Consider the following 21,694-nt stretch of genomic DNA (forward strand, 5'->3'; position numbering starts at 1 on the left):
AGAATATGCTAATTTAAGACCAATCGGTACTTTTTGAAATGAGGGCTGGATATGGGAAAAGGGCAAGTCACGAAAGAACACATTATCAGGCAGTCCGCTGGTCTATTTAATACCAAAGGATATGCAGGCACTTCACTGTCTGAAATCATCGAACGCTGCCAGGTCCGTAAGGGCGGCATCTATAATCATTTTGAAAATAAGGATGAAATCGCGCTGGCTGCATTTGATTATTCGTTTGCGCAATTAAAGAATTTGTTGTCCGAAGCAATAGCAACACGGTCTACACCTGCAGATAAATTGCTAGCGATATGCGATGTGTATGTGATGCTGATTGAACAGGATGTGTGCGAGGGCGGCTGCCCTATCCTTAACACCGCAGTGGAGAACGATGATGGCCACCCGTTGTTAAAGCAAAGGGCGCAGCTTGCCATGACGGAGCTAATGACGGCCTTGGGAAAAATGATCAGGGAGGGCATCGAGCTTCATGAATTTCGTAAAGAAGTGGATGTGGAAGCTGCGTGCAGCGTAATCATCGCTTTAGTCGAGGGCGGGCTGATGCAAAGCAAACTATTTGATGATAGCCGGTACATTCGGCATTGCACTGATCAGGTAAGAGCGTATATAAAGGGGAGTCTAGTTATCTAGCTATTGAGATTTGTTTGCGGACCATGAGATTCAAAGGCGCTTTGCATGTCATGTAGCGCCTTTTTTATTTGCGTGCATTCAATCCTATCACCTTATTCGTATCGGAATCGATATAGAGGCAAATCGGACCTAATAATGCATCGTGGGTTGTTTTAAACGTTACTTTATATACATGTTCCGAGCGTTTATCAGACTTTATAATCGGAATCTGCTCATAACTTGCTTTTTCCACTGAAGCTTCATTCCACTCCCCAACGATTGTTTCTTTACTTTCCTCACTGATATAATCCCAAGCTGTCTGCTTAATTAGATGGTTAATATCCGATTCTGCTGAAGACGCAGGCTTCTCCAAAATTCTTTCTTGAATTAAAAAAGAATTAGCTACAGTAATAGAACTTTCTATATCGTTCAAGGAGCATCCTGTAATCAATAAATAAAATATTAAGCCGGCAAAAATCATTATCGTTTTCAAATCTATCCCTCCTTGATTTTATCCGCCCCAATATACACTTTACTTATCAGACGGAGCCCAAAGCTTTAAAGTTTCCGGCTTTTCAAAGGCCCAACAAATATATTAATTTATTATTCTAGTAAATATATACACACCGAAATCTATCAATCCTCATAGAATAGAGCAATTCTTACTATAAGGGAGTTGATAGCGATGTCAAGCAAAGGAGATTGGAAGAGCAAAGGTAACCGCAGCAGTGGAAGTTCAGGTAACAAGAGTCAAGGACGCAAACACTCGGATTGCTGCAGCAAAGGAAGCCATGAAAGCGGCGGTAACAAAAGCAATGGAAGCAGCGGAAGTAAATGCTGTCATAAAAGCAGCGGAAGTAAATGCTGTCATAAAAGCAGCGGAAGTAAATGCTGCCACAAAAGCAGCGGCAGCAAATGCTGCCATAAAAGCAGCGATCACAAAAGCAGCGGTCACAAAAGCAGTCACAAAAGCAACGGCAGCAGCGGTTCAAAGGATCGTTCCTGCGGCAAAAATGACCACGTTCATTGCATTCTCAAAAAAATTGGAGTAGGCACAGCTAATATTCGCATTCACTTTGACGGAACAACCCGTACTGGTGTGTTTTTGGGCATATCCGACGGTTGTGTCGTTATCAATGTGAAGGGCGTCGTTAGCTACGTTAAAATTTCTTCGATTACTGCAGTGGATGTTGGTTTCCACATGAAAAAGAAAAGAAAGTTCAAATGCAAAAAAGCTTAGTATTGTTTTTTTTGCTTAGAACGGCATAGCCGTATATTTATGATGAAGACAGAGCATCGTGGGGAATTGCCTCAAGTGCTCTGTTTTTCTTTATGGTTTACATACCAATTACAAAATTCAAATTTAACGTAGGGAATCAAGAATATATACCCAATAGAAGTAGGAATTAGGGTAATTATGTCGAAAGAAACATAGAGAAATGGGTCATAAGACCTGTTAATTACTTGGATAAATAGTATCCGACCTATTTTTTATAATGGATTTTCGTACATGAACGATACCGGTTCAGTAGGTAGTGTAAACATTAAGGAGGAACGATAAAAATGGCGAATGAACAACAAACGGGTAAAGGTACATTAGAGATCATATTGGTAAACGCGGTCAAGCTTCCAGGGGTGAAGGTAGATCGGCGGGAATTTTTGGCACAGCAATTCGCCAAAAATGATTCGAATGTGCAGCTAAGCACAATTATTGAAAAGGGGCCGCTTGAAGCCGGAGTCAAATTGGCAGCCATTGATAAGATGGCAAGGACGCTTATTGAGAAGCGAACAGTTGCAAGCACAGCAGCCTCTACCGTGGCGGGAATTCCCGGCGGTTTAGCTATGGCAGCAACAATTCCAGCCGATACGCTGCAATTTTTTGGAGTAGCGCTGCGAATGTCGCAAGAATTGGCTTACTTATATGGCCGAGAAGATTTGTGGGAGGACAACAAGCTGGATTCCGAGAAGGTGACCCGCGAGCTTACCTTGTACCTCGGTGTCATGTTCGGCGTAGCAGGTTCCGCTTCGATGCTGAAGCTCGTAACGGCCGGTATTGCCCGTCAGCTATTGAAGAAGCTGCCGCAGCAGGCGCTGACCAAGACGATGTACTATCCCATCATCAAAAAAATTGCTACTTATATCGGCATTAAGATTACGAAAAAAACGTTTGCGCAAGGCGCATCCAAGCTTGTACCGATTTTAGGCGGCATTATTTCCGGCGGTATGACCTATTTCTCAATGAAGCCGATGGGCAATAGGCTGCGGGAGGCTTTGTACGAAGCAGGAAACAATTACTCAGAAGCGCAATTCAATCAGGATTATGAGAACGTACGAAAAACGGTTTTAGATCCCGATGCTACCATTATTGATGGCGAAATTATCGAGGAGGAATTCATTACGGAAGAGGAAACAGCTGCCGCCGCCTCGCCAAATACATATAGTGTGGCAGATGAGCTGTTGAAATTTAAGCAGCTGCTGGACATGGGTGCAATAACGCAGGAAGAGTATGACCGCAAGAAGGCAGAGCTTTTAAACGGGTAAAAGATGAAGCAGCAAAAGAAGTTCCTGCGCCGTACCATAGGGTAATGTTATTTTTTTGCCAGTATGGGTACTAATAGGTATAAGTGAAGGGAGATGTTTAACCATGTCTGAATATACGAATCAATCATCGGAAATTCCTGACGTTAATCCTGGCAACAAACCGGAAATTTCACCGCCGGCCTCGCCCGAGATTATTCCCGGCCAGCCCGTCCCGGAAATTATTCCGCAGACCGATCCAGAGATTAAGCCGGATGTACCGCCGGAAGTCAGACCGGAAATGCCTCCAGAAATCCCGAACATATAATTAGGGCCATTAAAGATGCAATATACAGACGTACTGAGCGATAATAAAACGAAGAAAACCGGATATCCCACATTGGGAAATCCGGTTTTTTGGCGATTAAGAGACATAAAGTACGAAATCGGATGAACCGGTTAGTTTTCCATTGGACACCTCAACTTGGGTCTCTGGCGTTAATTTTTTGGTCACGGCACAAAAATATCATTTACGATCCCCGTCTCAAGCTGAAACCGCCACATCTGCCAATATAAATAGGGATATTTGTTTTGCAAAAATAATGAACCGCCCAAGACTAGTTCTTGAGCGGTTCGTTATGGTTTAGAAAAGAGGACCAGGCATGCTGCAGCCCGGAAAAGAATTAATGTCCTGAATAGTATTGGAAGGGTAATGCTTGGTGGCAAATTGGCTTTGATACAAGTACTCCATTAATACGACATTGCCGCCGGTGACGCTGCATAACACGCCTGTGACACCCTGGCCGTTCACAAAGGACACGCCGACAGGCTGGCCAATTAAGCCCAAGGCCTTTGTATACCACGACATTTGAAGCATGAATAATCACCTCCACATGCAGTGTATGTGGGATATTCGCGGAGGGGAAGCCCAATTGGCAGAGCAGATTAACAATTATTGCAAGGCAATAAGCTTCAATATGTTTGTTAAATGTTACATACATGATGCCGAAAGTCCCAAATTATGGTACAGTTTCCTTATATGTTCACAGTGATAACCACTCGAACAGTAATCTTTCTTTGTGAGGCGACGTCATGTATTTGCATATCAAATTCATTCTTTTATCTATCCTGCTAGTAATAGCTACCATTGTTTTTAGCTGCTTCGTCGTTCAAAGATATCATTCAAAAATCCCTATTATTAACCAAATGTTCACGGAAAGCGCCAAAAAAGCGAATTCGGATGCGGAGGAAATATCGCCTTACGATGGATTAAAGCCTGAAAATAATAATCCAAAAGGCATTTATTATAAGGATCGTGTTCTTGTGCTGATGTACCATGATCTTAGTCCTGAGCCGAAGGACGCTGGCACATTATCCGTCGTTAATTTCGAGAAGCAGCTGGAGTTAATGAGAGATAATAACTTTCAGTGGATAACGATGAGTGAGTACACGGATTTCATACTGCATTCGGCGCCTGTACCGGACAACGCGGTGCTTCTTACTTTCGACGACGGTTATGAATCATTTTATACGTATGCTTATCCGCTTTTAAAGAAATATCAAGCCCCTGCGTCCAACTTCCTTATTGTCAATGCAATCGACAATCCGGAGTATAAAGGGATTCCGAAAGTGACCTGGGAGCAGGTTGAACTGATGCATAGAAACGGCATTGAATTTTTCAGCCATACGTATGACTCGCACAAGTACGCCAAAACGGACTCCTCGGGTACGGAAGAAACTGCCATGCTTGCCGGTCGGATTTACCTGAATGATCAGCAACGGCAGGAAACGGAGGAAGAGTACAAGCAGCGCATTACTAAAGACCTTAAGCAGGCCAATGACATCCTCCAGCAGAAGCTGGGCATCCAAAACCATGTACTTGCTTTTCCTTTTGGAGGCTTCTCGAAGACACTTCTGGACCTATGCGGCCAGTTAGGAATGGATGTAACGCTGACTGTTAAGATGGGTTTAAACAAGCCGGGACAAACGAACGGTTTTCGATTAAATACGGGAGGTATGGCCAATGATCCGGCGCTGCAGCTATCCCTCATGAAACACGCCGAGAAAAGGCTTGGCAGCATTCAATTTGATGAAGGCCCAAGAACGCGCCATTATTATACGCTCAAAGCCCTGCTTGTCCTAGCCGCAGTGGCTGCCCTCTGGTTATGGAGCGGATGGAGGCTGCTGGAGGAGAGAAGGCGTGCAATGAGCTTATATGAGGTAAAGGTATGGCTGGAATAGCCGAGTTAATTCAAAGGGGCTGCCATAGGGGCAGCCTTTCTTAATTGAGGGACTATTGGTTGTTGCTTGGTTGATTGGATTGCTCCTTGTTTTCATCGCCTAACTGCTCGGTATCGTCAATGATAAAGCCTGTTCGCTCATGAGCAGAGGTATCTTCATAAGCTGTTTTTGGATCTCTATCGGTTTCTACGTCTATTTTATCGTTTGGCATTATTATCCACCCCCTTTGTGTTAGGAGTAGCATGTCCTTTGGAATTTTAATTTATCCACTATGGAAGCATTGAATCCGGATTCAGGAGACATCGGCTTAAATACGGTCGATCGCAACCCATACAGTTAACGAGAAGGAGACCATATTCACGCTGATTTCTCGATTCATGTGCAACCAATGGCTGGAAGAAAGCGTCTAATTTCTGGAATGGCAGAATAGTTGCAAAGGGATAGGGGAACCGGGTTATATGAAAATAAGAAAATGGTCTATTTTACTGCTTATTGCGGTTATTTGCTTGAGTGTGGCTGCGCCTATCGGCAAAGCGGCCGGAGCTGCGGGCATTCGTATTATTTTGAATGGAAAAGCGATCGAAAGTGAGGTAGCCCCTTACATTCTCCCTAAGGTCAATGTGACGATGGTTCCGCTCCGGGTCATTAGCGAGGAGCTGAAAGCGAGCGTGGATTGGAGCGCTGCGGAGCAGCGGGTTACGATTAAAAGCAGCGGGAATAAGACGATTACTATGAACAGCGGAAGCACGGCAGCGATTGTAAATGGCGAAAGCGTTAAGCTGGATGCCTCTGTCCAGGTAAAAGCGGGCAGGGCAATGGTACCGCTGCGCTTTGTCAGCGAACAGCTGGGCCTGGCGGTCCATTGGAGCCAAAGCAATCAGACCATTACGTTGCTGACGGCTGCGGAGGATCCATCGGGAGGAATCACGCCGCCGGTACCGGACCCTGATCCGGATACGGTGCCCGATCCGGAAGCGGAGCTGCGCGGGGCATGGGTTTCGACGGTGTATAATTTAGACTGGCCATCTTCGGGCTCCTATCAAAATGAAGTGAAACAGATGGGAGAATTCATAAGCCTGCTCGATGATCTGCAGAGTATGGGAATGAATGCCGTATTCGTTCAGGTACGTCCGGCCGGCGATGCATTTTACCCATCCGAATTCGTTCCGTGGTCGAAATATTTATCAGGCGTGCAAGGCTTGGCGCCCTCTTATGACCCGCTTGCTTTTATGATTGAAGAAGCGCATAAGCGGAACATGGAGTTCCATGCATGGTTCAATCCGTTTCGGGCAAGCGTTGATGCCAAAACCGAGCAGCTGGCTTCTAATCATGTGACGAAGCAGCATCCGGATTGGATTGTGAATGCGGGCGGCAAGCTGTATATCAATCCGGGCATTCCAGAAGCACGCCAGCATATTATAGACACCATTATGGAGGTCGTGAACGGGTATGCGATAGATGGTGTCCATTTAGATGATTATTTCTATCCATCGAATATGGTTTTTGCCGACGATTCTGCCTTCAAAGACTTTAACCCGGCTAAAATCGCAACAAAAGCAAATTGGCGACGCAGCAATATTAATGAGTTTGTCCGGCAGCTGGGTGAATCGATTCATAAGGTTAAACCGCAGGCAGAGTATGGTATCAGCCCTTTCGGGGTGTGGCGGAATAAGGCGGCAGACCAGACTGGATCCGATACCAAAGCAAGCATCACGGCGTACGACGATATGTACGCAGATGTCCGGACTTGGATTCAGAAGGGGTGGATTGATTATATTACGCCTCAGATTTACTGGAGTTTATCCTTTACGGCCGCGCGTTACGACAAATTGGCAGATTGGTGGGCGCAGGAGGTTAAAGGTTCAGGCGTTGACCTGTATATTGGGCATTCCCCGTATAAGCTGGGAACCAAGGAAGCTGGCTGGCAAAGCGCTCAGGAGTTGATCGATCAGCTTGAATACAATAAAAAATATGCGGTGATCAAGGGCGATGTATTTTTTAGCGCGAAGGACCTTCGGAGAAACACGCTGGGAATCAAGGACGCGCTGCGGACTTATTATTTTGAATAAAAAAAGAAATAACTAGAGAAAAATGATAAAGGCCGCTGGCTTGCCAGCGGCCTTAGTCTTTCGATAGTCTTATCGCTTATTTTGAACGCTTGAAAATCAAAAAGCCTTCCTCTACGGGAATCGTCTGTCCATTGATTGCTGAGCTTACTAAGAAGGGGCGTTGCTCGCTTCTTCCTTATCCTCATTAAACCAAAGCGGATCATCATTATCGACCTCGCCGTTATAGTTAATAAGGATCTCCTCCCCTGCGGCGATGGCCGTATGGGCAAAAAAGTCGACGGTATGATTGTCGAAATTCAAATCATAATAAGCATTAGGCGTGTAGGAATGGTTAAACAGCATGCCGTATCCCAGCAGAATCGCCGTGTGATTGGCGCCATATTCAAATACGTAATCCGCGAGGATCGTTTTTTCTATGTGTTCATGCTCTTCATTCGGGAAGGGAATGACGGGCGCTTCATGGATCAAATCGCCTTTTGCTATGTCGCGTGTCGCAAATACCCCTCGATTTAACTCTCCATCGCTGAGCGTAGAAGTTTTTACCTCAATCATGTTCGTCACCTGCACGTTCTATAGTCTAAGGAGCTTATGTTCTGTAAGAATCTTGCTCACCTTAGGTAATATATCAATATAAAGCGGAAATAGCCAGCAATAGACATGAATAGCAGTCATTTTTGTCACCGTTTTGAATGAATAATTAAGCTTGGAAATGAGAAACCATAATCTAATCGGCGAACTCTTATTTACAATGGCGAAATCTATGGCAAAATGAGAATGGCGGAACGCAGCATACAGGCTGGCGTCGAGCAAGAGCAAAGATTTTAGGAGGAGCCACATGTATAAGCTGCTGCTCGTCGATGACGAGCCGGAAGTTACGGAAGGTTTAATGGTAGAGATCGATTGGGCAAGCTGCGGTTTCACCGAGGTAAGGACAGCCGGAAACGGCAAGGAAGCAATGGAGCTTTTTGAGAAAATGGAGCCTGACGTGCTCATTACCGATATTAGTATGCCTTATATGAACGGCCTTGAGCTCTCGGAATGGGCAAGGAAGACGTACCCGATTACCCGTATCGTTATTTTGTCCGGCCATGATGAATTTGAATACGCGAAGCAAGCGATCCACCTGCAGGTGGAGGCTTATGTTTTGAAACCGTTCTCAGCTGGGCAGCTGACCGATACGATCGTGGAAGTAGCGAAGCGAATGGACGAGGAGCGGGAGCAGCGGGGCAATGTCGCGCTGCTGGAAGAGCATTACCGCACAAGCCTTCCCATTGTTCGCGAAAAGTTTCTTTCTTCCTTAATAACGCGCAAGCAGCCGTATAAGGAAATCGCGGCAAAGGCCGCAAAATACGGCATGCAGCTCGAAGGCGAAGGCTACGTCGTATCGATTATTGCCGTTAACCATTCGGATAACCAGAATGAGGAGGATGCCGATCCGCCTTCTATATCGCTGGCCGCATCCACCGATTTGGATCTCAAGCTGTTCTCCGTAAGCAACATAGCCAGTGAAATCTGGGCAAGGCATGAGCTGGGCAAGGTCTTTATCCATCAGGACCAGGTCGTATTGTTCACGGTAAGTCCCCATTCGGATCAGAAGCAAATGATGGAGCAAACGCAAAATGCCTTAAAGGAAATTTTGCAAAGCATCGAGAAATTTTTGCGTTTTCCGGTGATGATCGGCGTAGGCACGTTCACGAAGGATATTGATAACCTGAAATACGCGTATGAGGCTGCAGCCGTAGCGCTGGATTACCGGCGCATACTCGGCAATAATCTAATCATTTGCATTGATGATATGGAAAATCGGTTTCATGATAAGCTTCTTTTCGATGAATGGAAGGAGCAAAATTTGATTCGCACCGTGAAGCTGGGCACGGAGAAGGAGCTTGAAGAGGTCATTGACGGGCTGTTTGACGAGATTACGCGCGTTCAGGCGCCGGTACATGAATATCAGCATTATCTGCTTGAAATGGTCACGGCGATTATTAAACTGACCAAGGTCTATGACAGCGATACCGAAGAAATATTCGGCGGAGGCTTCGGGATCTTGAATCAATATCAGAAGCTGAACAGCTTGCAGGAAACGCGGGCTTGGTTCGGTGAAATGTGCGCAAGAGTGCGCAGCCGCATCGCGAGCCAAAGGCAGCATACCTATAAACAAATCGTAGAGGATGCCATCAGCTATACCAAGAGCCATTTTCACGAGAGCGACTTGTCCATCGCCAAGGTATGCGGGCAGCTGCATATTAGCGCAGGGTATTTCAGCGGTTTGTTCAAAAAAGAGCTGAAGCTGACGTTTGGCGCTTATTTGCTGCAGCTGCGGATGGAAGCAGCCAAAGAGCTGCTGCGGACTACGGAGCTGAAGGCTTTCGAGATTGCCGATAAAGTCGGCTTCGCGGATCCGAATTATTTTAGCCTGAGCTTTAAAAAATATGCCGGTGTATCGGCGAAGGAATATCGAAGCGGCTTGACGGAGCAGGAGAAGTGATGCAGCGCAGAAGCATACAGTTTATTTTGACGGTGTCCTTCACCTTGTTCTCGACCTTTATTATTTTGATTGTCAGCGTCGTGCTGTACGGACGATTCTCGGCTACGGCCCAGGAAAACGCATTTCGCAATTCGCAGCAAATTGTCGATCAGGTAAGCTACAATCTTGAAAACTATGTAGAGGTAACGTCCGACCTGTTCAATATGATGCATCATGCACTCGGCCAAAGCAATGACGTGAAATCCGATATGATGCGGCAGCAGCTGGAATCGATGATGTCGACTCGTTCCGATACCGTATCGCTCGTCTTATTTGACGATCAGGGGCAGCTGCTGCTCGATTTGCCCAATGTGGAATTGAAGGAAACGCTGCAAATCACGGAAGAAGGCTGGTTCCGAAGCGCGCTGGATACGGCCGGCCACTTGTCGATCTCGCTTCCCCATGTACAAAATTTGTACAAGCAGCAATACCGGTGGGTCGTGTCGATCAGCAAGAGCATCACCGTATGGCATAACGGCAAACAGGTGAACGGCGTTTTGCTGATGGATGTGAACTTCAATACGATTGACGAGCTTTCCGAACGAATCAGCTTGGGGCAGAAGGGCTATGTGTATATGCTGGACGAATCGGCCGGTAACATCGTATATCATCCGCAGCTCGAGCTCATTTACGCCAATCTGAAGGAAGAAAATGTGGAGCTTGCGCTTAAGCATACCTATGGCAGTTTTATCGATGAATCCTCCGAGGAAGAAAAAATGATAAGCGTACAAACGATCGGCAACGTCGGCTGGAAAGTGGTAGGCGTTTCCTACATGGACGAAGCGATGACGACAAGCTGGGAGCTGAACCGGTCGATGTCCAAGCTGCTCATCGCTTTAGGACTCATTGTATTCTTATTGTCGAGCATGGTGGCCCGGCGGATTTCGAGACCGATCAAGCGGCTGGAGATGTCCATGAAAAGCGTGGAGCGCGGCGATTTCGATATGACGGTAAGCGGCGAGGGGCCGCTGGAAATCAAGCATTTAGCGGATCGGTTCAACATTATGATCGGAACGATCAAGCAGTTGATGAACCGGATCGTAACGGAGCAGGAGAGCAAACGGAAATACGAGCTGGAGGCGCTGCAGGCGCAAATTAATCCGCATTTTCTGTACAACACGTTAAATACCGTCGTGCGGATGGTCGGCATGAACAAGAACGAAGAAGTTATTACGACGATTACCGCGCTGTCTAAGCTGTTCCGCATCAGTATCGGCAAAGGGAAAAGCTTGATTACGCTTGCCGATGAGATGGAGCATGCGCGAAACTATTTGATCATCCAACAAATGCGCTTCAAAAATAAATTCGATTATTCCTTTGATTTGCAGCAGGAGGCGCTGTCTCATGCTACCTTGAAGCTAATCGTTCAGCCGCTGATCGAAAATGCGCTTGTACACGGCATCGAGCCATCGGTCGATAAGGGCCATATTGCCGTATCGGCAAGGCTTGAAGGCAGCGAGATCGTCATCCAAATCAAGGATAACGGGCTGGGCATGTCGGAGGATCAGCTGCAAAAAATCATATCGGGAACCATCGTCAGCACCAAAGGCTCCGGCGTAGGCGTAATGAACGTACAGGAGAGAATCCGGCTTTATTTCGGCGCGGCCTACGGGCTTCATTTTGAGAGTGAGCTGGAAGTCGGTACGACGGTTACGATTCGTTTCCCTGCTCAAATGCCAGGGCAAACAGAGGAAGGGGAGCAGTCCTAATGATGAAACATAAAGGAATCATCGTAAGCTGGCTTCTCTTCATCGCAGCCGCCGGTTTGCTGTACTCCGCCCTTTATCCCGGCCTATCTGAGCCGAAGCAGGAGCAGGCGGGCAAGACAATCCAGCTGATACTCCGCACAAGCAAAGGAGACTACTGGAAGAATGTAACGATGGGTGCCCAGGCAGCCGTTAAGGAATTCGGCGTTAATCTTCATATATCGGCACCCTCGGACGAAGGTGATATTGACGCACAGGTACAGACGGCGATGCAGTCGCTGGAGACGGAGCCCGATGCGATCGTGCTGGGGGCGAATGCAGATTCTGCTTTCGAGCCGTTTCTAATCGAGGCTGCCAGGCGGCATATCCCCGTCATCGCCATAGACAGCTTGTTGACGTCGGGAGAAATTACATCCTATATCGGCATGGACAATTATGCGGCAGGAGAAGCGGCAATGCGAGAGATGTCCGAGCAGCTTGAGGGGAAAGGCGATGTCGCCATCGCAGCATTCAGCAAAGGCGGCATCAACGGCGGGCTTCGGGAAAAGGGCATTCGCGATGCCGTTAAGCAGTATCCTGGAATCCGAATCGTAGACAGCCAGTATTGCTCGGATGAATACGGCGCATGCCAGCAAGCGGTTCGGGAAATGATGGACAAGCAGCAGATCGACGGGGTTTTATCGCTCAATACGGAAACCTCGATCGGCGCGGCGCTTGAGCTCAAGCGCAGGCAGGCCGGCGAGCGGATTAAGCTGGTCGGCTTCGACAGCTCGCCAGAGCTGCTTGAGCTGCTTCAGGAAAATCAGCTGCAGACGTTAATCGTGCAAAATCCGTTCAGCATGGGTTATCTCAGCGTCAAGCATGCGCTGGAAGCCGCGCAGGGAAAAGCGGTTCCCGAGTGGGTAGAGATGAACGTGGAGCTTATTACGGAGGAAAATATGTTTTGGCTCAAAAATCAGAAGCTCTTATTCCCCGTGGTGCAATAAAGAGAAATAGAATGGCAAACAGATGAGAATATTAATAAAAGTGATGAGGATATTACATGTGATTCCCTCGTGATATACGACATAATGAAGCAGTACTTAATTAATCCACCAGGGGGCAAAAAAAATGAAAAAGTGGACAGCAGCGCTTGTTATCGGAGCTTTAGCAGTTACAGCGGCAGGTTGCGGAAACGCGAATGGAGAGGGCGGTTCAAGCGGTTTGCCAAAAGCAGGCGTCGCCATCTATAAATTTGACGATACATTCATGAGCGGTGTGCGCAGCGCCATTGAAACAGCGGCAGAGGGTAAAATGGCAGTAGATATCGTAGATAGCCAAAACTCGCAGCCGACACAAAATGATAAAGTTGATTTGTTTATTACGAAAAAAGTAAAAGCAATGTCGGTTAACCCGGTTGACCGTACAGCGGCTGGCATTATCATCGACAAAGCGCAAAAAGCGAACATTCCGGTTGTATTCATTAACCGCGAACCGCTGGCTGACGATTTGGCGAAATGGGACAAAGCTTATTTCGTAGGCGCTAAAGCAGAAGAGTCCGGCACAATGGAAGGCGAAATTGTTGCCGAGTACTGGAAAGCACATCCGGAAGCGGATAAAAACGGCGACGGCGTGCTGCAATACGTAATGCTCAAAGGCGAGCCGGGTCACCAAGACGCTGAGCTTCGTACGAAGTTCTCCGTACAAGCCATTCAAGATGCAGGCATTAAAGTAGAAGCGCTTGCTGAAGATACAGCAATGTGGGATCGCGTAAAAGGCCAAGAGAAAATGGCTGCTTTCCTTTCTTCCAAAGGCGACAAAATCGAAGCGGTTCTAGCTAACAACGATGACATGGCGCTTGGCGCAATCGAAGCATTGAAAGCTGCCGGTTACTTCAAAGACAATAAATTCATGCCAGTCGTTGGCGTTGATGCTACGGATCCGGCACAGCAAGCATTGAAAGAAGGCACGCTGCTTGGTACGGTTCTAAACGATGCGGCAAACCAAGGTAAAGCAACGGTTGAGCTGATGAACGTTCTTGCTTCAGGCGAAACACCGACAAAAGAAAATACAGGCTTTGAAATTACGGATGGCAAATATGTTTGGATTCCGTACCAAAAAGTAACGCAAGAGAGCAAATAAGAACGGATATGAATGGATGAACGAGAGCAGGGGATAACGTCACTTGCGTTGCCCCTGTTTTTTTTCGCCCGCATGCTTGAATAGAAAGCATTTTGACGCTAGGCGGGCTCGACAAAAGGAGGCTATACGATGGCAAAGCAGCATCCTTATTTGCTTGAAATGAACGGGATTACCAAGACGTTTCCAGGTGTTAAGGCGCTAGACGATGTAACGCTGAAAGTACGTCCCGGCACGGTTCACGCACTCATGGGCGAGAACGGCGCAGGCAAATCTACATTGATGAAATGCTTATTTGGAATTTATAAGCCGGATGCCGGCGAAATTTTTCTGGACGAACAAAAGGTTGAAATTAAAAACTCGAAGGACGCGCTGAACCACGGCGTATCTATGATCCATCAAGAACTTCATCCAGTACCGCAGCGCAGTGTGATGGAGAACATTTGGCTTGGCAGATTTCCGGTAAAAGGTATTGTGCCTTTCCGGTTTATAGATCATAAAAAGATGTACCGCGATACGGTTCGGCTGTTTGAGGATCTGAACATGGCGATCGACCCGAACCAACTGGTCGGCGAATTGTCCGTTTCCAAAATCCAATCGCTAGAAATCGCGAAGGCGGTATCGTTCAACTCGAAAATCATCGTTATGGATGAGCCGACCTCCTCGCTGACTGGCAATGAGGTGGAGCAGCTGTTCGCCATTATTAACAAGCTGCGGGCACGAGGCGTATCTATTATTTATATTTCGCACAAGATGGAAGAAATATTACGGATTTCGGATGATGTGACGATTATGCGCGACGGTAAATATATCGGGACATGGCCGGCGCCTGAGCTGACCATCGATACGATTATTACCCGCATGGTCGGCCGCGATTTATCGGACCGTTTCCCGGAACGCACGAACAAACCGGGCGAAGTGATGCTGCGGGTCGACGGTTTGACTTCACCGCATGCGCATTCGTTCAAGGACGTGTCGTTCGAGCTGCGAAAAGGAGAAATCCTTGGCGTAGGCGGGCTTGTCGGAGCACAGCGCACCGAGCTGGTCGAAGCGCTGTTTGGACTTCGTGCCGTGAAATCGGGCGCGATCTACAAGGATGGCAAAGCGATCACCATCAAGTCGCCGATCGATGCCAAAAAACATAAAATCGCTCTTTTGACGGAAGAACGACGGGTTACGGGTATTTTTCCGGTCTTGTCCGTCAAGGAGAATACGGCCATTGCTAATCTCGGCATGTACCAGAATCGCTTCGGCTTCCTAAACGAATCGAAGATGAAAGAAGAAGCGGTGAAGGGCGTCGAGAAATTCAAAACAAAAACGCCGTCTGTCGATCAGCTTATCCGAAACCTTTCGGGCGGCAATCAGCAGAAGGTGCTGCTGGCCCGCTGGCTGCTCACCAATCCGGATATTCTACTGCTGGATGAGCCGACGCGCGGCATCGACATTGGCGCTAAATATGAAATTTACAGCATTATTATCGAGCTGGCGAAGCAAGGAAAAAGTATCATTATGATTTCGTCGGAGATGCCGGAGCTTATCGGAATGTCGGATCGCATCATGGTCATGTCAGAAGGACGTTCAACCGGTATTCTAGAGGGCAATATGGCAACGGAACAAAGTATTATGCGGCTTGCTGCACAGACCGGCTAAGGCTAGAGGATTTAAAGGAGGTTAAGACAAATGGATGCTGCTAAAGGCTTGAAAATAAAACATGCATTTTCGCAAAACGCAATATGGATCGTGCTTGTCGCATTGGTCCTTGGAATCGCAATTATCGACGCAAACTTTTTGTCAATTACAACGCTTAGGGATATGCTGGTGCAATCCTCGACACGGGTTATTATTGCACTAGGAGCTGCTTTTGTACTGATTACCGCGGGAACGGACTTGTCTGCTGGACGGGTAGTCGGCCTCAGCGCCGTCGTCTCGGCGTCGATGCTCCAAATGCCGGATTACGCAAGTAAGTTTTTCCCTAACCTGCCGCAGCTGTCGCTGATTATCCCCATCGTTATCGCGATTGTGGTCGGCTTGCTGGTCGGGCTTCTCAACGGGGTTATCGTAGCTAAATTTAACGTTCCGCCATTCATTGCTACGCTCGGTACGATGGTCGCGGTTTACGGCGCGAATTCGCTTTACTTCGATATGCCGCCGAACAACTCGCAGCCAATCGGCGGTCTGCGCAAGGATTTCACGGAAATTGGAACAGGCGCCATCGGCGGCGGCCAATTCTCGATTCCTTATATCGTTCTTATCGCCATTTTCGTTGCTTTTATCGTATGGGTCGTATTCAACAAAACGCGCCTTGGCAAAAACATGTACGCGATCGGCGGCAACATCCAAGCCGCTCACGTATCCGGAATTAACGTAGCGCGCAACCTGATGTGGATTTATGCGATTGCCGGCGCTTTGTACGGCTTGGCCGGCGTGCTGGAAGCAGCGCGTACAGGCGGAGCTTCGAACAACTACGGGAATATGTATGAGCTTGACGCCATTGCGGCTTGCGTGGTCGGCGGCGTCTCGACGACAGGCGGCGTGGGCCGCGTGAAGGGGATCATCGCAGGCGTTCTTATTTTCACCGTTATCAACTACGGCTTGACTTACATCGGTATCAATCCTAACTGGCAGCTGATTATCAAAGGTTTGATCATCGTCGTTGCCGTTGCCTTCGATATCCGTAAATATGTAGCTAAAAAGTAATAGGCAGAAAAGAAGAAGCTGTCCTGAAGGTCATTGACCTAGGGCAGCTTTTTTTGTACTATTCAAGCTTCTTCATCTGCAGTGGAATCAATCGCCTCTATTGCCAAGCCACCCGTCACGCGGTCGATATGCTTCGCTACGCCATCTTCGTCGTTGCTCTCTGCCACGAGCGTTGACAACGCGATGAGCGCAGGATGCGCATTGGATACGGCAATTCTTGTTCCGGCGGACTCGAACATGCCTAAATCGTTAAGATTGTCTCCAAACACGGTGACATCCCCCGGGGTGCAGCCAACCAGCTCGGCCCATTGCTTCAGCCCTTCTTTTTTGTTAGCCATGCTGTGGCTGAACTCTAGAAAATAGTGGTTTGCGATGTAGGCGTCCTTCATGAGATGCACATGCACCTGACTGCCAAAGCGGCGCCCGATCTCGGCTTTTAGCGGTTCAAGCTCGTGCAGCAAGCCGATATAGGTTACGATTAACGTTCTTAATGAATCCGGGCATGCCAGCCGCGGCATCTCTCCAAACCGCGGATCATTCGGACGGCTGTTATAAAAGGATAAATCCCCGGTCCGAATCAGCCTCTCATGCAATACGCGTTCTTTATCTTCCTCGTCGAGCGCAAACAAAAAAGGCAGCAGCCCATGGGTTCTCCCGATTTCAACGATTTCGTTGGCCGTTATGGGATCCAGCCAGCAGCCGCCAATGACCTTCTTGGACAGCGGATCAAAAATCATGGCGCCATTATACAAAACAATCGGGTATTTCCATGGAATAACGGATACGATTTTATGAGAGCTGATATAGCTTCTTGCCGTGGCATAGCTGATAACGGCTCCTTGCGCCAAGGCTTGGTTAATGACATGAATAGTAAACGCGGATAACGAAGCATCGGAGCGCAGCAGCGTGCCATCGAGATCGGTTAGAAAATGATTGTTTTCCAAACTATAAGGCCCCCTCCATCTATTCCTCCTGTGGTAAGAAACGAAACGCTTTATGTCTGCAGTTATACGGTCGACCAGACCTTGGCCAGCAGCCCAATGCCTTGCTCGATCTCTTTATCCGTCAACCCGCCGAAGCCAAGGTAGATCCTCGGTGCGCTGCCGTATGAGGTGGCAGGGTTGGGAGAGGCATAGACCTTCACATCTTCAGCCGCGGCCAGCTGAACCAGTTCATCGGCGCTTTTATCGGTATTTACCGTTAACTCGATATAAAGGCCGTTAGACTCCCCGTTGATAATGGTCTGATCCGATAAATAAACGTCTATGCATTGCAGGAGCCTAGCAAGCTTCTTGCGGTAGAGATTGCGCATCTTCCGGACATGCCGATACCAATGGCCGCGTTCCATGAACAGCTGCATCGCCCATTGATCGATTCGCGAAGGACTGGAGAGCGCGTATTGGATGGATTGAAACTTAGCGGCCAGCTGCAGGGGCACAACCATATAATTCATTCGCAATGCCGGCGTAAAAGCTTTGGAATAGGTGCCGATATAAATAACGGCGCCGTGCTCGTCTAAGCTTTGAAGCGATGGAAGCGTTTTACCGGCAAAACGGAATTCACCGTCATAATCATCCTCGATAATAAAGGCGCGGTTACGAACCGCCCAGTTCAATAACATCTGCCGGGCTGCGTAAGGCAGCGGGCTTGCCGATGGCCGGTGAGAGGGAGTGAGATACAGCGCTCGAAGGTTACTTTTCTCTAATTCCGCGACCAGCAGCTCTTTGCTGTGGAAAGGTACGGGAACTCCTTCAAAGCCATGCTGCGCAAAGACAGCGCCCACCTGCGCAATACCGGCTTCTTCCACTGCAATCGCGCCTCCCCCGTCCAAAAGCAGGGAAAGGATCTGAATGCTATAGGTAAGACTCGCGCCGATGATGATTTGTTCCGGCAAGCAGTTAACGCCACGAGCGCGCTTCAAATAGCGGGCTAGTTGAAGCCGTAAGCCGTATTCGCCCTGCGGGTCACCGTATTGATGGACGCTGTTAAAGTGAAGGGACAGCGCCTCATGGAGAACGGATTTCCATGGGCGAAGGGGGAAAGAGTCCCCGTCTACGGCGAGCAAGTTGAAATCAATGACTTTCTCCTTATGAAGGGGCTGCGGGCCGGCATGCCGATGCACAGCCGGCTGTTCTATGGCAGAAGGCTTAGCCGTCTTGTTCTCGGCGCCCGGGACAGCTTGCGGATGAATGACAAACAAGCCTGCGCGCGGCTTGCTGTAGACATAGCCCTCTTCGAGCAGCATATGATAGGCCGTTTCAATGGTAGTTTTGCTTAATTTGGTTTGCTCGCGGAGAGAGCGGATAGACGGCAGTTTTGTGCCGTCCTGAAGAGAGCCATCCTGTATGAGCCCTCGGATATGCCGATATAAAGCTAAATATAAAGGGTGATGATCGTCCTTGGGAAGTGACATTTCCATTTCCGTAACCACGCAATCTGACCCTTAAATTAATCGTATATCTGACACTTTTTCAGGGGTCAATACTAGTATATGCTTTGACAAAGGCTTACATCAATCATCTACTACGATTAGAGAGCAGGGAGAATATGACCCGGATAGAAGGAACGGTTGAAGGAAGATTATCGGCATTAGGCATCGTGCTTCCTCAGGCGAGTGAGCCGGCAGCCAAATACGCGAACTATGTTTTCTCGAACGGACTGCTGTTCGTTTCGGGAAAAGGACCGGCAGGTGCGGTAAGAGGAAAGCTTGGCCGGGATTTTTCGACGGAGGAAGGGTATCAATTTGCAAGACTGGCAGGGTTAGAGGTTCTCGCCGTATTGAAAAATGCTCTGGGCAATTTGGATAACGTCAAGCAGGTGGTGAAGGTGCAAGGCTTTGTGAATGCGGACCCGAACTACGGGGAGCATCACAAGGTGCTGAACGGGTTCTCTGATTTAATGTTGGAGGTTTTCGGCGAGAACGGCCTTCATGCCCGTTCGGTTTTGGGCGCAAGCTCATTAAGGGATCAACTGCCCGTCATCGTCGAATCCGTATTTGTGGTAGCAATGGACGGACGACTGCCGGGCGCTGCCGAGAAAGGTTCCTCTATTTCAATTTATTGACGTTGCATTTGCCTTCATATTCCCTTAACATTAATGCTTAGACTAGCCGTCATGCCATGACGGTTATTTTCTATTGCACATGCATGAATTATTAAGGAGTGAAGGGGCTTGGAACTGATTTCGAAACGTTACGGCCGATCACCGTTTATCGTTATATTTATAATGATGATGCTGAAAATGCTGCTTTTCAGGCATTTTGTTTTTCAAGGCATTCAGGCAGACCGCTTGCTGACGGATGCGGCGTCGATATTGACCCTGCTGCTGGTAACTGAACTGGTTACCTCCGCGAAATGGAGAGGAACCGTATTCCATATCCTGAATGCGGTGCTATCGCTGTTGTTATTTGCTTCTACGGTCTATTTCAGCTATTACGGGACCGTACCGACCTACACCGCTCTGCATGGACTCGATCAGGTACTGCAGATACGCACGAGCGTAGGGTCGATCATTCAAGCTTCTTTTTATATTTATTTCGTTGATTTGATCGTGTTTACGGTCATTTTCATTGTTAACCGTATTAAAGGTATCCGCAGCGATGGGAGCAGACGGATTGCTAGACCAAGGATTGCAGTCGTTGCGTTTATCCTGAGCATCGCCATATCGGGCGGATACATTTGGTCGGGCAGCGCCATCCCGAATGAGATCGTGCAAGCCGAGAGCCTTGGCTTTCTCGATTATCAGGTTGCGGCGGCCATTAATGCGAAAAAGGAGAAAGACGCGCTCAAAAACGGAAGCGTAGAAGAGACGGCGGCCAGCGCGGATGCGCTTCAAGTGTCTTATTTCAATCAAGCGGAGAATGCGGTCGAAGCGGGGACTCCCAATTACTTCGGCTTTGCCAAAGGCAAAAACGTCATCGTCATTCAAATGGAGGCGTTCCAAAATTTCGCGATCAACCTGTCGGTTGGCGGGAAGCCGGTTACTCCGGTGCTTAACGGGCTGGCCAAGGAAAGTTTCTACTTCTCGAATTTCTTCCAGCAGATCGGGCAGGGAAACACTTCGGATGCCGAATTCATGTCGAACACGTCTATTTATCCGACTGGCGTCATCGCGATGTCTACCGGCTACGGCGATAAGGTTTTGCCGAGCCTTCCGAGATTGCTTGGCGGACATGGTTATGAGTCGAATACCTTCCACATTAATGATGTGTCATTCTGGGATCGCAACCGGATGTATCCTGCTTTAGGTTTTACGAAATACTATGATAAGCCATCATTCGAAAACGATCATTTTAACAGCTTCGGCGCTTCGGATGAGGAACTCTACAGGGTTGGTCTAGAAAAACTGCAAGCGTTGAAGCAGCAAAAAAAACCGTTTTATGCGCAGTTCGTGACCACATCCAGCCATCACCCATTCAAGGTGCCGAGCGCGCAGCAGCGGATTGCAATGCCGGATTCCCTGCAGGATACGCAACTGGGCGATTATTTAACGTCGCTTAATTATACGGATTACGCCTTAGGCGAATTTATTAAAGGGCTTAAAGCAAGCGGTCTATGGGAAGATACCGTTTTGGTTGCTTACGGCGATCATTCCGGCTTGCAGACGAAGGACAATGACCCTGCCTGGGTCAGCGAGCAGCTAGGCATCAACTATGACGGGGAAGTCAGCCGCTTCAACATTCCGTTGTTTGTCCATGTGCCGGGTGCGGAGGGCAAGGTTGTCGATCAGGTAGGCGGCCAGGTGGATATTATGCCTACCGTCTCCAATTTGCTCGGCGTATCCTTGAAGGACGAAGGATATACCGCTTTTGGCCAGGATTTGCTGAATACCTCGCATAATGTCATTGGCATGAGATACTATCTCCCAACCGGCTCGTTTTTCAACAATGATATATTATTCGTTCCGGGCAAAGGCTTCGAGGATGGTACGGCTCTCGATATTAGGACGAGAAAACCCGTGGCCGAATTCAGCCAATACCGGGCGGACTATGATTATATATTAGAGCTGATGAAGCTTTCGGATGATTATGTCCGTTTGCTGCCGAAGCGAGCGCCATAGATGCTGTTCTAACGCCCCCGTCCGCTTGGACGGGGGCGTTTTTTTATTTTATGAGAAATTATAAGCTTTAATGGCGGGTGGCAATGAGTTAATATGGATATAGCAACAAATAATGATTCAATTCCAATAAACGTAAG

General features: G+C 48.1%; 20 protein-coding genes. 14 read left to right on the top strand and 6 right to left on the bottom strand.

Going from position 1 to position 21,694, the window contains the following annotated elements:
• Nucleotides 1–51: 51 nt before the first annotated feature.
• A complete protein-coding gene (locus ACN6MW_RS16670) occupies nucleotides 52–645 on the top strand; it encodes a TetR/AcrR family transcriptional regulator (RefSeq protein WP_419871211.1) in 594 nt (197 codons plus the stop codon).
• A 64-nt stretch (nucleotides 646–709) separates the two neighbouring features.
• Here the strand turns inward: ACN6MW_RS16670 and ACN6MW_RS16675 are convergent, their stop codons facing one another.
• Nucleotides 710–1,117, bottom strand: coding sequence for a hypothetical protein (locus ACN6MW_RS16675; RefSeq protein ID WP_419871212.1), 408 nt, complete (start codon nucleotides 1,115–1,117; stop codon nucleotides 710–712).
• A gap of 235 nt (nucleotides 1,118–1,352) precedes the next feature.
• Here ACN6MW_RS16675 and ACN6MW_RS16680 point away from each other — a divergent pair, with 235 nt between their 5' ends.
• The 3 genes from ACN6MW_RS16680 to ACN6MW_RS16690 all read left to right on the top strand — a co-directional run bounded on the left by ACN6MW_RS16680 (nucleotide 1,353) and on the right by ACN6MW_RS16690 (nucleotide 3,469).
• A complete protein-coding gene (locus ACN6MW_RS16680) occupies nucleotides 1,353–1,676 on the top strand; it encodes a hypothetical protein (protein ID WP_419871213.1) in 324 nt (107 codons plus the stop codon).
• Between the two features lie 511 nt (nucleotides 1,677–2,187).
• Nucleotides 2,188–3,165, top strand: coding sequence for an SHOCT domain-containing protein (locus ACN6MW_RS16685; protein ID WP_419871214.1), 978 nt, complete (start codon nucleotides 2,188–2,190; stop codon nucleotides 3,163–3,165).
• 103 nt (nucleotides 3,166–3,268) lie between these two features.
• Nucleotides 3,269–3,469 (top strand): hypothetical protein, encoded by a 201-nt coding sequence (locus ACN6MW_RS16690; protein WP_419871215.1) that lies wholly within the window; start codon nucleotides 3,269–3,271, stop codon nucleotides 3,467–3,469.
• A 315-nt stretch (nucleotides 3,470–3,784) separates the two neighbouring features.
• Here the strand turns inward: ACN6MW_RS16690 and ACN6MW_RS16695 are convergent, their stop codons facing one another.
• Complete coding sequence (locus ACN6MW_RS16695) at nucleotides 3,785–4,009, bottom strand: hypothetical protein (RefSeq protein WP_419876370.1); 225 nt, start codon at nucleotides 4,007–4,009, stop codon at nucleotides 3,785–3,787.
• 224 nt (nucleotides 4,010–4,233) lie between these two features.
• Between ACN6MW_RS16695 and ACN6MW_RS16700 the strand changes: the two genes are divergently transcribed.
• Nucleotides 4,234–5,382 carry a polysaccharide deacetylase family protein gene (locus tag ACN6MW_RS16700; RefSeq protein ID WP_419871216.1) on the top strand — a complete coding sequence of 383 codons (1,149 nt, stop codon included), beginning with the start codon at nucleotides 4,234–4,236 and terminating at the stop codon, nucleotides 5,380–5,382.
• 52 nt (nucleotides 5,383–5,434) lie between these two features.
• Here the strand turns inward: ACN6MW_RS16700 and ACN6MW_RS16705 are convergent, their stop codons facing one another.
• Complete coding sequence (locus tag ACN6MW_RS16705; protein WP_419871217.1) at nucleotides 5,435–5,593, bottom strand: hypothetical protein; 159 nt, start codon at nucleotides 5,591–5,593, stop codon at nucleotides 5,435–5,437.
• A 247-nt stretch (nucleotides 5,594–5,840) separates the two neighbouring features.
• Between ACN6MW_RS16705 and ACN6MW_RS16710 the strand changes: the two genes are divergently transcribed.
• A complete protein-coding gene (locus ACN6MW_RS16710; protein WP_419871218.1) occupies nucleotides 5,841–7,451 on the top strand; it encodes a family 10 glycosylhydrolase in 1,611 nt (536 codons plus the stop codon).
• Nucleotides 7,452–7,598: 147 nt separating this feature from the next.
• Here ACN6MW_RS16710 and ACN6MW_RS16715 read toward each other — a convergent pair whose 3' ends face one another.
• Nucleotides 7,599–8,003, bottom strand: coding sequence for an SET domain-containing protein (locus tag ACN6MW_RS16715; RefSeq protein WP_419871219.1), 405 nt, complete (start codon nucleotides 8,001–8,003; stop codon nucleotides 7,599–7,601).
• 283 nt (nucleotides 8,004–8,286) lie between these two features.
• Here ACN6MW_RS16715 and ACN6MW_RS16720 point away from each other — a divergent pair, with 283 nt between their 5' ends.
• The 6 genes from ACN6MW_RS16720 (at nucleotide 8,287) to mglC (ending at nucleotide 16,499) form a co-directional block, all read left to right on the top strand.
• Nucleotides 8,287–9,939: a response regulator gene (locus ACN6MW_RS16720; protein WP_419871220.1), complete on the top strand. Its 1,653-nt coding sequence runs from the start codon at nucleotides 8,287–8,289 to the stop codon at nucleotides 9,937–9,939.
• Entirely contained in the window at nucleotides 9,939–11,687 is a 1,749-nt protein-coding gene (locus tag ACN6MW_RS16725; RefSeq protein ID WP_419871221.1) for a cache domain-containing sensor histidine kinase, read from the top strand. Before ACN6MW_RS16720 ends, ACN6MW_RS16725 begins: the two co-directional genes overlap by 1 nt.
• Complete coding sequence (locus ACN6MW_RS16730) at nucleotides 11,687–12,670, top strand: substrate-binding domain-containing protein (protein ID WP_419871222.1); 984 nt, start codon at nucleotides 11,687–11,689, stop codon at nucleotides 12,668–12,670. Before ACN6MW_RS16725 ends, ACN6MW_RS16730 begins: the two co-directional genes overlap by 1 nt.
• Before the next feature lie 124 nt (nucleotides 12,671–12,794).
• Nucleotides 12,795–13,805, top strand: coding sequence for a galactose ABC transporter substrate-binding protein (locus ACN6MW_RS16735; protein WP_419871223.1), 1,011 nt, complete (start codon nucleotides 12,795–12,797; stop codon nucleotides 13,803–13,805).
• Between the two features lie 129 nt (nucleotides 13,806–13,934).
• Nucleotides 13,935–15,452, top strand: coding sequence for a sugar ABC transporter ATP-binding protein (locus ACN6MW_RS16740; protein ID WP_419871224.1), 1,518 nt, complete (start codon nucleotides 13,935–13,937; stop codon nucleotides 15,450–15,452).
• 30 nt (nucleotides 15,453–15,482) lie between these two features.
• Entirely contained in the window at nucleotides 15,483–16,499 is a 1,017-nt protein-coding gene (gene mglC, locus ACN6MW_RS16745; protein ID WP_364150631.1) for a galactose/methyl galactoside ABC transporter permease MglC, read from the top strand.
• A 62-nt stretch (nucleotides 16,500–16,561) separates the two neighbouring features.
• Here mglC and ACN6MW_RS16750 read toward each other — a convergent pair whose 3' ends face one another.
• Together ACN6MW_RS16750 and ACN6MW_RS16755 are read right to left on the bottom strand one after the other, a co-directional pair.
• A complete protein-coding gene (locus ACN6MW_RS16750) occupies nucleotides 16,562–17,443 on the bottom strand; it encodes an HAD hydrolase family protein (RefSeq protein ID WP_419871225.1) in 882 nt (293 codons plus the stop codon).
• 62 nt (nucleotides 17,444–17,505) lie between these two features.
• Complete coding sequence (locus ACN6MW_RS16755; protein ID WP_419871226.1) at nucleotides 17,506–18,930, bottom strand: PLP-dependent aminotransferase family protein; 1,425 nt, start codon at nucleotides 18,928–18,930, stop codon at nucleotides 17,506–17,508.
• Between the two features lie 116 nt (nucleotides 18,931–19,046).
• Between ACN6MW_RS16755 and ACN6MW_RS16760 the strand changes: the two genes are divergently transcribed.
• Nucleotides 19,047–19,562: a RidA family protein gene (locus tag ACN6MW_RS16760; protein WP_419871227.1), complete on the top strand. Its 516-nt coding sequence runs from the start codon at nucleotides 19,047–19,049 to the stop codon at nucleotides 19,560–19,562.
• Between the two features lie 108 nt (nucleotides 19,563–19,670).
• Nucleotides 19,671–21,557 carry an LTA synthase family protein gene (locus ACN6MW_RS16765; protein WP_419871228.1) on the top strand — a complete coding sequence of 629 codons (1,887 nt, stop codon included), beginning with the start codon at nucleotides 19,671–19,673 and terminating at the stop codon, nucleotides 21,555–21,557.
• The last annotated feature ends 137 nt before the right edge of the window (nucleotides 21,558–21,694 follow it).

Origin of the sequence: Pristimantibacillus sp. PTI5, from assembly GCF_048572955.1 — a bacterium.
Classification (GTDB): domain Bacteria; phylum Bacillota; class Bacilli; order Paenibacillales; family Paenibacillaceae; genus Pristimantibacillus.